Genomic DNA, 13,078 nt, shown 5'->3' on the forward strand with positions numbered 1-13,078 from the left:
TATTATAAATTGTATTTCATCGAAAATATGATGTACCGAGGCTGTACCGTATATTGTGAGACACGTGTAGAGAACTGAGAAAAGTTGTCGTCGTTTAAATATCTTGTGTTTAATATATTGGTTGCTGCCACTTTATATTCCCATTTGCTGTCTTTCTTTTGGTAAATTAAACTGGCACTTAAGAAATCATATTCGTTATCGACCGATTTATCTCCGTTGTAATAATGATAAAATTCATACTCCGAAACAAAAGAGAAACTATCTAAAAAATAGTAATCTAATTTTGCAAAGGGTTTATCTGTGTAGAAAGTAGAACCGCTGTATTTATTAACCATCAGATTATATCCAAACTCAATATTAGGCAGTTTTTTATAATTAGTTGAAGCCCTTACAGTATAACTCTGAACAAAACTTTCTGTTGTTGTAAAATCACCATTTTGTTTATTATTAAACTTGGACCAGTTTAAACTTGCATTAACTGAGGCTTTATAATTTTTTAAAAATGAACGTCCGTAAGCCCCCATTCCAGAGAAAGTTTCATCGGCTAAATTGGAGTTAAAAGGCACTGAAGATTGGTTAATTCCGTCAAACTTCGCTTCAGTTTTAATTGCATCAACTTTTCTTGTATAAGAAGCATTAGCAAAAATATTTTCGAAATTGAACATATTGTATTTAAAATAACGAAGTGAATGTACTTGTGAAGTCGCGTTTTCTAAAGTACGATTTCCACGAAACAAACTGCTGTAATTAGACAAAACATAACCTTCTGCTAATTGATTAATATCTGTAAAATCATTCGTTAGAGAAAAATTATAAGTAAGTGTTTCCGATTTTTTAATTTGATATAAAGCAAAGAAATCTGGCAGGACTTTCACAAAGTTCTGAGAATAATCAGCCCCCAGTTGTCCGTTTGTCATTTGATACGAATGCAGGCTTACACCAGGCGTCAGGGTGAATTTTCCAGTCAGAATTTTATAATGGAATCCTAGAAAAGCATCATTAAATCTGTAATCTACATCATTATTGTTTTCACTGTTATTCAAATCATTTCTTTCTCCGTTATCCAATATTTGAAAAATATGCGAGTTGAAATTTTGATAGGAATACGTATTCCCTAACGTAATATTAATATTGCTTTTTGGCGTTACCATATAATAGTAATCCAATTTAGCGTCTAATTTATTGGTTTTTACAAATCGATCTTGATTGTAATCATTTCGATTTTGTTTAATAAATCCTGACAAAGGGAAAGGAAGTGTTTGCAGATTGGCATTATAAAACGGGTTTTCGTCTTGATACAAATGCTGCATTTCAAAGGCAAAAATATTCTTGGCGCTTTGCGTATAATACAAACTTAAATTCTGGTTAAATGACGTTGGATCTTGTTTTTTGGTTGTAAAAATACTTTCCTGACTTGATACATTTTGTACAATTTGCTCTCTAAACAAATCCGAATATTCTTCTTGCTTTGTCAATTTGGTTAAAATATCATAATCAAACTGAAATTTATCGCTTGGTTTGTAAGTTGAACTTAATTTAAAGAGTCCTAAATTATTTTTCTGATTTGTATTTTCGTCACGTTTTTCCTGATCTCCAGAATTTAAAATCGTTGACTGTGATTTGGTTTCTAATTCTGTTTTTGAAGTCGAAAGAATTCCAAAACCGCTTAGATTCCAAGCTTTATTGACTGAATAAGCAAAATTGGCAGCGCCGAATTTCGTTTCTATTTCTTTAGCACGATTGTTTCTAAGTAATGAAATTCCCAGATCATTTGAAGAAACATTAAAGCTGCTGCCGCCTTTTTTCATCATATTTTTAAATCCGCCTGTGAATTTAAAATAATCCTGTGCCGTAAGAGGCAGTTCACCAATATTATTAAAATTGGTAATGAGATTAACGCTGTATTTTGGGCTGTAGTAAAATAATTTTGGGTTAACGATATAACGGCTGTCCAGTTCTGCAACGCCTGTTCCGGCAGTAACATCTCCAAACCAGAAGTTCTTTTTGCCTTCTTTCAGCTTAATATTCATCGCCACATTTTCCTGATCGTTTTCTAAACCTTTTAAAGCGCTGACTTCATTAAAATTTCGTAAAACCTGCACTTTATCAATCGCATCGGCAGGAATATTTTTAACCCCCAATTTGGTATCACCATCAAAAAAGTCTTTGCCTTCAACCATTAATTTACTGACTTTCTTTCCTTCAACTTCGATTTCTCCATCTGCATTTACCTCAACGCCCGGCAGTTTTTTCAGAACATCTTCGAGCTTTTTCTCTGTTCCTGATTTAAACGAATCTGCATTATACACAATGGTATCGCCTTTTATCGAAACCGGCATTTCACGCACGATCTCGACACCTTCCAATTCTATTCCCACACCGTCCATTACAATATTCTGCACAATATTTTCTGATTTGGCGGTAACGGCAATTTCTTTAGACTTCATTCCCAGATAACTTACCTTAATGGTGTAAGCCGTATTGGGTTTTAGTGTCAATTGAAATTTTCCTTTATCATTCGTAATTCCATATGAATCCATAGCTTTTGTACCATTGTTTACAGCCATGATATTGGCCATTTCCAACGGATTTTTCTGTTCGTCCTGAATAAATCCTTCAAAACGAATACTTTGAGAAAAAGAAAGAGATGCTAGTAAAAGGGCAAAGAATAGAAATAATTTGTTCATTTAAAAAAATGCTTAGAATAAATAATAAACCAGAGGGATTTTATCTTCCCATTGGAGGCGGTCCGCCAGCACGTCCGCGGTTCATTTCCCTGAATTCTTCCATTTTTTTGATTACCGTTTCATCGTAATCTTTCTGAGAAATTACTTTTCCTTTTTTAGATGGTTTTATTTCTACTTTGTCTTTGGCATTCAATACAATTTTAGAACATAAAATTGTTGTTCGTCCATCGTTTACTTCCAAAATTAATCCCGGAAGTCCCCAATAGTTTTCAGGTCCCTGATTAACCGGAATTTCAGGCGTATACCAGGCTGTAATGATGATTTCTTTTGGTATTTCGAAATTGTCTTCAAAATTGGTTTTGGTTTCTCCCGAAGTTTTCTTTGCCTCATCTTTTTTGGCTTCGTTATTTTTTGGACGGAAGTTTCTAAAATCGGTTTTACTGGCTTCTTTTACCGCTGTTGCCTTATAGCAGTTATAACCGCCGATTTGTTTGGTTTCCTGTTCCAGTTTCCAGTTTAACTTTGGCAGGGAATCCACCACGAGAAATTCTTTTCCCATAAATTCTTTGTCTACAGTATAGGATTTGCTTTTTACATCTTTGTAAAATGTACCGCCGCCTCCCATCATGGAGTTCATCATCATTCGCATTCCGCCTCCGCCCTGTCCGGGAGTTTCCAGTTTTTCTTCTTCTTTATAAATAGAAGCCGATTTGTCGAAATTTAAGATAAAGGTTTTTTCAAGCATTTTTTTCATGCGCTCCTCCATATTCTTTTGCATTTCCGGCGTTATATCTCGGTTTCCCGCCCGCATTCCTTCAAATTTAGGTGCTTGTGTTTTCGATTCGTACACCGCCATTCCCTGAAAATCTTTTTGTGCCTGCACCTGACTAAAAACAAGTACGAAAAGCAAATATGATAGTTTTTTCATCTTTTTTATTTTTAAAAACATTGTAAGTCTTTTAAACTTACACTCAAATTTATTACTAATTTTAAAATACTGAAAGTTAAATATATCAATCCTAAAATCGAATCGACAAAATCGTATGTTTGTAAGACTATTATAATTTGATGGTTTAAATCCCGGAATAGTTTAAAACCGTAATTTTCTTTGAAGTAGATTTTGTACTTTGGCTCTTTAAAATTGTAATCAATATGAGCAAAACAATGCGGCGTATTTTATTATGTGTCTTTATTGTGTGTTGGTCCTCTTCTTTTTGGGGGCAAAACCAAAAAATTTCAGGGCCTGTTATTTCAAAATTTGCACATAATGCAGACCAGTTTATTGGTTATGATTCTTTTGGTTATTTATATCAAATCAAAAACAATATTTTCAGTAAAACAAAAGGAAATGAGTTTTTCGAGTATAAGAACATTTCTTTAGGAAATATCACAAGAGCAGATATTCAGAACCCGCTTAAGATTGTTCTTTTTTACGAAGATTTTAACAGCGCGGTTTTACTGGACAATCAGCTGAACAAGATGACTGAAATTAATTTTTCTCAAAATCCGGTTCCAATAGCTGCCGGAGCAGTTGGAATGTCAACACAGAATCAGCTTTGGGTTTACAACACTTTGAATCAGCAGATCGGGCTTTTTGATTATTTAAAAAATGAATATAAGACAGTTTCTATTCCGTTAACAGAAAGCATAAAGTATTACCAAACCGACTTTAATAGTTTTTACTGGATTGACAAAAAAAACAACTTGTTTTTGTGCAATATTTTTGGCAAAATTTCAAGTTTAGGAAATGTTCCCGAGTTCGAAAAAATTGAAATAATTGACCCTCAAAAATATATTTTCAAAAAAGATAACTCACTATATTTCAGAAGTATTAACAAGACGAATACCTCTACTGATTTAGAAATTGAAATTTTAGAAAAATCGTTTGACAAATTCTGTTACAAAGACCAAATTTTATCTATTTTTACAACCAAAGAAATTGTAAATTATAAAATCGTAATACCGTAATGCACATAGCGATAGCAGGAAATATAGGGGCAGGCAAAACAACTTTGACTAAATTGTTGGCCAAACATTTTAAATGGGAACCCCATTATGAAGATGTAGTTGATAATCCGTACTTGGACGATTTTTACCACCAGATGGAACGCTGGTCTTTTAATTTACAGATTTATTTCTTAAACAGCCGTTTTCGTCAGGTACAGCAGATTCGCGAAAGCGGTAAAAAAATCATTCAGGACAGAACGATTTATGAAGATGCTCATATTTTTGCTCCCAATTTATACGCAATGGGATTAATGACAAGCCGTGATTTTGAAAATTACACTTCGCTGTTTGAATTAATGGAACTGCTGGTTAAAGCTCCTGATTTATTGATTTATTTAAGAAGTTCTATTCCTAATTTAGTGGGACAAATTCATAAACGCGGACGTGAATACGAGAATTCTATTTCTATCGATTATTTAAGCCGTCTGAATGAAAGATACGAAGCCTGGATTCAGACTTATACAAAAGGAAAATTATTAATTATTGATGTTGATAATATTAACTTCGTTGATAATCCGGAAGATTTAGGAAATATTATTAATAAAATTGATGCTGAACTGAACGGGTTGTTTTAGAACACAAATTGCGCAGATTTTCACAAAATATAAAAAATGCCTCTAAATAATTTTAGAGGCATTTTTTTGTTGTTTATTCTATTTATCTACAAGATACCTAACAGGTTTTGAAAACCTGTTAGGATATGAAATTTAATTCTTTATTTTTCGTCAAAATGAGCCAGGCATTTTGCTGTTTCTTCTTCAGAACAGCCTTTTTCTTTACACATTTTAATACATTCTTCTTTTGTCATTCCAGACATATCGCCACATTTAGACATTCCTGCGTGCATTTCTGTTTTGGCACAGCAGGAAGCTCTTCCCGCAAGATCTGATGCTGCATGTCCTTCACCCAAAATTGGAGCAATTACCAATCCAATTAAGCAGGTTAATTTAATTAAGATGTTCATTGATGGCCCTGAAGTATCTTTAAAAGGATCTCCAACAGTATCTCCGGTTACAGCCGCTTTATGGGCATCTGAACCTTTGTATGTCATTTCGCCATTGATCATTACCCCTGCTTCAAAAGATTTTTTAGCATTATCCCAGGCTCCTCCGGCATTGTTTTGAAAAACAGCCCAAAGTACACCAGATACGGTAACTCCCGCCATGTAACCTCCTAACATTTCAGCTATAAGCTGATTGTTATCTGCATAAACTAATTTTCCAAGAAGAACAATTGCAATTGGAAAACCAATAGTTAAGATTCCCGGAAGCATCATTTCGCGTAAAGCTGCTTTTGTGGAGATTTCAACACATTTTCCATATTCCGGTTTTCCGGTTCCTTCCATAATTCCGGCAATTTCTTTAAACTGGCGACGAACTTCGTACACCATATCCATTGCCGCTTTTCCAACTGAATTCATAGCCAAAGCAGAGAAAACAACCGGAATCATGCCGCCAACAAATAACATGGCTAAAACCGGCGCTTTAAATATATTAATTCCGTCAATACCTGTAAAGGTTACATAAGCTGCAAATAAAGCTAGTGAAGTTAAAGCTGCAGAAGCAATTGCAAATCCTTTTCCTGTTGCGGCAGTTGTATTTCCAACTGAATCTAAAATATCGGTTCTGGTACGGACTTCTTTTGGTAATTCGCTCATTTCAGCAATACCTCCGGCATTATCAGAGATTGGTCCGAAAGCATCGATTGCCAGCTGCATTGCAGTTGTTGCCATCATAGCCGAAGCCGCTAATGCTACTCCGTAAAATCCTGCAAGAGCATACGAAATCCAGATTGCCACAGCAAACAAAATTACCGTTGGAAAAGTAGAAATCATTCCTGTTGCCAAACCTGCTATTACGTTTGTACCTGCCCCGGTTGATGATTTCTGAACGATTGCTAATACCGGTTTTGTTCCTAATCCTGTGTAATATTCTGTTACAGATGAAATAGCTCCGCCCACAACTAATCCGACAAGTGTGGCGTAGAAAACACGCATTGATGAAATATCTCTTGATCCTTCACCAAAGAATGTCATCTGCATGGTTTCCGGCAACATATATTGTACTAAAAAGAAACAAGCTGCAGCAGTTAAAACAATAGAAACCCAGTTTCCTATATTTAATGCTTTTTGTACTTGTGCTTCTTTAGCATTGTCATCTGAAATTTTTACTAATAAAGTTCCGATAATTGAGAATAAAATTCCGAAACCGGCAATGGCCATTGGCAGTAAAATAGGTCCGATTCCGCCGAAAGCATCATTGATACTGCCGCCCATATCTTTTATAACATAGTTCCCAAGAACCATTGCTGCTAAAACGGTTGCTACATACGAACCAAACAAATCGGCTCCCATACCGGCAACGTCACCCACATTATCTCCTACGTTATCTGCAATTGTTGCCGGATTACGCGGATCATCTTCTGGAATTCCGGCTTCTACTTTACCAACTAAATCGGCACCCACATCGGCTGCTTTTGTGTAAATTCCGCCTCCAACTCTGGCAAACAAAGCAATTGATTCTGCACCAAGTGAAAATCCTGCAAGAGTTTCCAAAACAACAGTCATTGTATCTGTATCTTTCCAGACACCGCCTGAAAATAAATTAAAGAAGATGATAAAAAAGGCTGTTAATCCTAAAACAGCAAGACCTGCAACACCTAACCCCATTACAGTTCCGCCTCCAAATGAGACTTTTAACGCCTGTGGCAAACTTGTACGGGCGGCCTGAGTAGTCCTAACGTTTGTTTTGGTTGCTATTTTCATACCAATATTTCCGGCATAAGCCGAAAATAATGCTCCAAAAATGAATGCTATTACGATTAATAAATGTGTTTTTACTCCAGGGATAAAAGTAATTCCGGCAAGCGCTAAACTGCCTATAATTACGAAGATGGTTAATAGTTTATATTCGGCTTTTAAGAAGGCCAGAGCACCTTCGTAAATGTAATCTGAGATTTCTTTCATTTTTCCATCACCGGCGTCTTGTTTTAAAACCCAGCTTCGTTTAATTCCCATGAAAAGTAATCCTAAAACTGCCATGATAATGGGCAGGTAAATCATAAATGCATTCATAATATTTTTTGGTTATGGTTAATAGTAAAAATAAACTAACTATAACGAATTTAAGCAAAAAAGCAATACTCCTGACCCGGAATATTGCTTTTTTTATAAAATATGTATGACTAAATTATTTAATACTAAATAATCCTGCCGGTTTATTTTCAATGTCATCAAAACGCTTTGTACACTCAGCGATAATGTCGTAAGCTTCTTTTACATCTCCCCATCCTTCAACATCTACTTTTTTATGCTCAAGGTCTTTATAAACCTGAAAGAAATGCTCGATTTCTTTCACTAAGTGAGGGTTAATATCAGAAAGGTCGCTTAATGAATTCCAGATTGGATCTGAAACTGGTACACAAATAATTTTCTCGTCCGGTCCTTTATCATCTGCCATGTGGAAAACACCGATTGGTTTTACTTCCATAACACATCCCGGGAAAGTTGGTTCGTTTACTAAAACCAATACATCCAGAGGATCACCATCAAGAGCTAAAGTTTCAGGAATAAACCCGTAATCTGCAGGGTACATCATTGAAGAGAACAACATTCTGTCGAAACGCATTCTTTTGATTTCAAAATCGTACTCATATTTATTTCTGCTTCCTCTTGGGATTTCGATCAACACATCGAAAGTCGTTAGTTTGTCTGCGGTCATTTTCGTTTTTTAATGTTTCTAAAATTTCGATTGCAAAAGTAACTAAAGAATCCTTTTTTACAATGAAAAAAGTATATTAATCTATGCATTTATACAATTAATTAATATACTTTTCTTTTTATATAACAGATAGTTAATATGTAATTTTCCGTTTTCTCTTTGTTAAATAATGATGCCAGAGCAAATAGGCCGCATAGGACCTGTACGGACTCCACTGCGCCGCATGGGTTTCCATTTCCTGCTTGTCATGAATATCAAAGAGTTCTTTTATTGTATTGACCACTGCAATATCGCCAAGCGGAATCAAATCTGGCTCCTGAAGACAAAACATCAAATAAATATCAATTGTCCAGTTTCCTATGCCTTTTAACTTAATCAGTTCTTCCCGTACTTCTTTTGCAGTTTTAAAAGCCAGTCCTTCGATATCCAATTCTTTATTGAGAACTGCTTCGGCTAAAATTTTAATGTATTTTGTTTTCTGACGGCTTACTCCAAGATTTCTGAATTCTTCATCAGATAAAAGCATCATATTTTCAGGATTACAGGTTTTATAAGCTTTGATTTTTAAAAATGTGGCTTTCGCCGAATCAATAGAAACCTGCTGCTCCAATATTAACAAAACCAAAGTTTCAAAACCCGGCGGACGTTTTGGGATTGGCGGAAGCCCATATTTTTCGATTATTTCCAGAAATACCGGACTTTTGGATGAAAGAAAATCAATGGCTTCCTGCATGATGATTGTTTTTAAAGTAAATCAAAATTAAGGAAAATGATGGTAGTTCTCGAAGGAACCAGAGGATATCAGTTTTGTTTCACGCCGATATTGAAGATAGAGCAGATTTATTTTAATCTTTAATATAATAACAAATCTGCAAAATCTGCGTGAAGCAATTTAAGTCCAATAAAAAAACGCCAAGTCATAAGAATAAAACTTAGTGACTTGGCGTCTTTGCAGCAATAAAACCCTTTAAAAATAAAATCCAAAAGATCCCTTTATTGCAAATTTATTAGCATCCGGCATATCTAAATAATTTCCTCTCCATGAAAAATCAAGACGGAAAACTTTAAAGATATTTCCAATTCCGGCATTGTATTCCCAATATACTTTTTCCGGTGCATTATATGGTAATCCAGAAGCGTTAATGGCACGATTGGCATCAGAAATAGTTCCGTGCACCGCTCTTATCCCTACAAACTCTCTCCAGTTTAGTTTTCTCATAAATGGAATTCGGGCAAATAATCTTCCGCCAAAATCATGATTCCACTGCAGGGTTGTATATTGATCTGTAACGAATTCATAGAAATTCAAATTACTAAATGTATTTTCGATCGTAAAATAAGTCTGGTTACCCGGAATTACACTCATTAATCCTAACGGAATAGTACCAAATGTTTTTCCTGTTTCCAGAATAATATTGGTTCTGCCAAGCGGTCCGATGATGATAGGCTGTTTATAAAAAACCTGAATTTTTTCGTACGCAAAATCACTTTGCAAAACTCCTTTAAGTCCATAACTAAAATTCACAAAGAAATGACTGAAAGGGCTGTCTACTAAATCTCTTTCTACGCCATATCCAATTGTTTTACGGTTTGGCATATATTCAAACTGAATATTAGCTTCTGATTGTTTTACATCGCTTTTTACAACTCCCATAGGATTTGCTGCAGTTGGCATTGTCGTATAATAATCGAGACTAAAAGTATTCGATGCCGACTCTAATGTTCGATAAGAGAATCCTGCCGAAACAATAAAATTCTTTTTAGGCTCCATTTCGAGGGAAATATTACTTAAATTAATATTGGTCAATTTCCCGTTACTGCCAGTTGTAAATAAGGCAGAAGATGCAAAACTTCGTCCTAAAATATCATTTGTTGTGGTAAGACTCGCTCCAATCTGCTCGATGTCCCGCCTGTTTCCTCCAGAAATAATGATTCGGTTTTTCTTGTCGATCATCCATTTTCCCGAAGCGCCGTATTTGAATTTATTATCGTCAAATCCATAAGCCGTATAAACTTGTAAACGCCACGGATCGTTTGGCCCAAAATAGGTTCTTCCTCCTACTCTTAACCTTAAGCCTTCAACCTCATTATAACCAAAAGTTGAATAAATTGGCCCGTAATCAAAATTCTTAAATTCGATGTAACCGCTTCCTAAAATCGAGACGAGATTGTAGAGCTGCTTAAATCGCTTGACGGTCTGCAAAGTATCAAGCATTTTATAAATACCTGCTTCGTCCTTATTTAGTTTTTCAAAACGATTCTCTTCCCAAAATTCCGGCGGCCGTTCATAGACCGCATTGTCTATGAAATTGACCTCTTCCTTATAAAATTTCTCTGGTTTCTGGATATTGAATTTATGGTTGCGGTACAAAGTGGTTCGTTTTCCGTAAACTCCTTTTGATTTTTCTTTTTTGTTCAAAGCAAAATCAGACATCATATAATCACGCGTCAAAAGGAAAACCGAATCGTTTTCTACTTCAAATTCCTGTTCGATATAAATATCTTTTACCCAGTTAATATTGGCACTTTTTGTAACGCCCATATTAATTTTCTTGATAGCAAAAGTGGTATCGTTTACCCAGAAATCTCCTTTAAAAGTCAACTCGTTTTTACGTCTCGGATAAAAAACAATATTAAAACACCATTTTTTATCAATGTAAGCACTGTCTTTTAGCACATAATTGTAAACATCTATTCCGGTTCTTGATAATGGGCTTGTAAAACTTTTGTCAAAAAACTTAAGGTGGTTGTCGTAAATATTGTAATCTGAATAAAGATCTTTTACAAAAGATAAAATCTGCTGGTTTCCATTGAAACCTGACATTTTATTTCCGGTAAGGTTCTCTTTTACCTTTTTTAATCTGTTATCGCCGTAAACATCATAAACCGATTCGTTAATAAAAATCGGAAGATAGGTTTTCCCGGTAACATCCGAAGTATCTACATGATTAAAAACAAATTCCATTCCTTTAAAAAGCTTATTTTTCATAAAAGCACTGTCAATAGTGTTCATGTCAAATTCTACTTTTTCGTACTTCTGCATTTGATATTGATTAAACTGGTAAAGTCCGTTTTTACGTTTTCTTTCCCATATTTTCCTCAAAATATCAATCGCCGGATTGTTCTTTTTTGAAGTTTTCCCTGTAAAAATAACCACTTCGCTAAGCGCCTCGGGTTCGCTTAAAACAATTTTAAAATTATAATTTACTGCTTTTTCCAAAGGAACCTCCTTATCTGAAAATCCCGCAGAAGAAACTAATAAAGCGGTGTAAGTATTTGGAGATTCCAAATAAAACCGCCCATCCTCATTAGAAACAATTCCGGTATTGGATCCTTTAAAAACAACATTTGCAAAAGGTATCGGCTGATTTGACTTATCCAAAACAACTCCACTCACTTTAGTTTGTGCAGCGGCAAAATTCGCAAAAGCAAATACAATATATAAGAGAAGCTGAGTTAATTTGTTCATTATCATGTAAAAAAAAACTTCACCAATCCATGTTGTCTGATGAAGTTTTATGAGTATTTTGTATTTGTACTATTTATATAATACTTTTTTAACTGCTTTTACTACATCACCTGCATTTGGCAGCCAGTCTTTAAGCAATACCGGAGAGTACGGTGCAGGAGTATCTGCAGTTGTAATACGTTGAATTGGCGCATCAAGGAAATCGAAAGCCTGTTCCTGAACGATATATGTAATTTCAGAAGAAAGACTCGCAACCGGCCAGGCTTCTTCAAGAATTACTAAACGATTTGTTTTTTTAACAGATTTAAGGATTGCCTCTTTGTCCATTGGACGAACTGTTCTTAAATCGATGATTTCACAAGAGATTCCTTCTTTAGCTAATTCATCAGCAGCGATAAAAGCTTCTTTGATGATTTTTCCGAAAGAAACGATAGTAACATCTGTTCCTTCACGTTTAATATCAGCAACTCCTAATGGAATTGTGTATTCTCCGTCCGGCACTTCACCTTTATCACCGTACATTTGCTCAGACTCCATGAAAATTACTGGGTCATTATCGCGAATTGCAGATTTCAAAAGTCCTTTTGCATCGTAAGGAGTTGAAGGAACAACAACTTTAAGCCCCGGAGTATTAGCAAACCAGTTTTCTAAAGCTTGTGAGTGAGTCGCTCCTAATTGACCAGCAGAAGCTGTTGGTCCGCGGAAAACGATAGGCACATTAAATTGCCCTCCTGTCATTTGACGCATTTTAGCAGCATTATTTATGATTTGATCAATACCAACCAAACAGAAGTTGAATGTCATATATTCTACAATAGGTCGGTTTCCATTCATTGCCGAACCTACAGCAATTCCTGAAAAACCAAGTTCTGCGATTGGAGTATCAATTACCCTCTTTTCACCAAACTCAGCAAGCATTCCTTTTGAAGCTTTGTAAGCTCCGTTGTATTCTGCAACCTCTTCTCCCATTAAATATATGGATTCATCGCGACGCATTTCTTCGCTCATCGCTTCACAAATGGCCTCTCTAAATTGTATTGTTCTCATATTTTTTATTGTATGTTGAATTTTCTGAAGAGCAAAAATAAATATTTTAAATAACTTAAATGCATAAATTGAATTTAAAATCACACTAACTTCTTTACCACTGCAGGTTTTAACTTTTTAATGCTTACTGCAATAACAACGAAATCGAT

Annotated in this window: 9 protein-coding genes; 2 read left to right on the forward strand and 7 right to left on the reverse strand. The window is 35.2% G+C overall.

Translation table 11 applies throughout. From position 1 onward, the window contains the following. Positions 1-2 precede the first annotated feature (2 nt). Together OZP11_RS12370 and OZP11_RS12375 are read right to left on the reverse strand one after the other, a co-directional pair. Positions 3-2,687: a carboxypeptidase regulatory-like domain-containing protein gene (locus OZP11_RS12370; protein WP_281230870.1), complete on the reverse strand. Its 2,685-nt coding sequence runs from the start codon at positions 2,685-2,687 to the stop codon at positions 3-5. Between the two features lie 40 nt (positions 2,688-2,727). Beyond that, positions 2,728-3,615 carry a GLPGLI family protein gene (locus tag OZP11_RS12375; RefSeq protein ID WP_281230871.1) on the reverse strand — a complete coding sequence of 296 codons (888 nt, stop codon included), beginning with the start codon at positions 3,613-3,615 and terminating at the stop codon, positions 2,728-2,730. Between the two features lie 224 nt (positions 3,616-3,839). Here OZP11_RS12375 and OZP11_RS12380 point away from each other — a divergent pair, with 224 nt between their 5' ends. Both OZP11_RS12380 and OZP11_RS12385 read left to right on the forward strand, forming a co-directional pair. Further along, positions 3,840-4,655 (forward strand): hypothetical protein, encoded by an 816-nt coding sequence (locus OZP11_RS12380; protein ID WP_281230872.1) that lies wholly within the window; start codon positions 3,840-3,842, stop codon positions 4,653-4,655. Further along, entirely contained in the window at positions 4,655-5,269 is a 615-nt protein-coding gene (locus OZP11_RS12385) for a deoxynucleoside kinase (protein WP_281230873.1), read from the forward strand. The genes OZP11_RS12380 and OZP11_RS12385 overlap by 1 nt, the downstream gene beginning before the upstream one ends. A gap of 140 nt (positions 5,270-5,409) precedes the next feature. On the opposite strand, the gene OZP11_RS12390 is transcribed toward OZP11_RS12385, so the two are convergent. The 5 genes from OZP11_RS12390 to OZP11_RS12410 form a co-directional block, all read right to left on the reverse strand. Further along, positions 5,410-7,767, reverse strand: a complete 2,358-nt coding sequence (locus OZP11_RS12390; protein WP_281230874.1) for a sodium-translocating pyrophosphatase — start codon at positions 7,765-7,767, stop codon at positions 5,410-5,412. A 115-nt stretch (positions 7,768-7,882) separates the two neighbouring features. After that, on the reverse strand, positions 7,883-8,413 hold the full coding sequence (locus tag OZP11_RS12395) for an inorganic diphosphatase (protein ID WP_281230875.1): 531 nt from the start codon (positions 8,411-8,413) through the stop codon (positions 7,883-7,885). A gap of 133 nt (positions 8,414-8,546) precedes the next feature. After that, complete coding sequence (locus tag OZP11_RS12400; RefSeq protein WP_281230876.1) at positions 8,547-9,146, reverse strand: DNA-3-methyladenine glycosylase family protein; 600 nt, start codon at positions 9,144-9,146, stop codon at positions 8,547-8,549. Between the two features lie 234 nt (positions 9,147-9,380). Beyond that, positions 9,381-11,882 (reverse strand): DUF5686 and carboxypeptidase-like regulatory domain-containing protein, encoded by a 2,502-nt coding sequence (locus OZP11_RS12405; protein WP_281230877.1) that lies wholly within the window; start codon positions 11,880-11,882, stop codon positions 9,381-9,383. A gap of 69 nt (positions 11,883-11,951) precedes the next feature. After that, entirely contained in the window at positions 11,952-12,929 is a 978-nt protein-coding gene (locus OZP11_RS12410) for a pyruvate dehydrogenase complex E1 component subunit beta (RefSeq protein ID WP_281230878.1), read from the reverse strand. Positions 12,930-13,078: the final 149 nt, after the last annotated feature.

The organism is Flavobacterium gelatinilyticum, assembly GCF_027111295.1.
Taxonomy (GTDB): domain Bacteria; phylum Bacteroidota; class Bacteroidia; order Flavobacteriales; family Flavobacteriaceae; genus Flavobacterium; species Flavobacterium gelatinilyticum.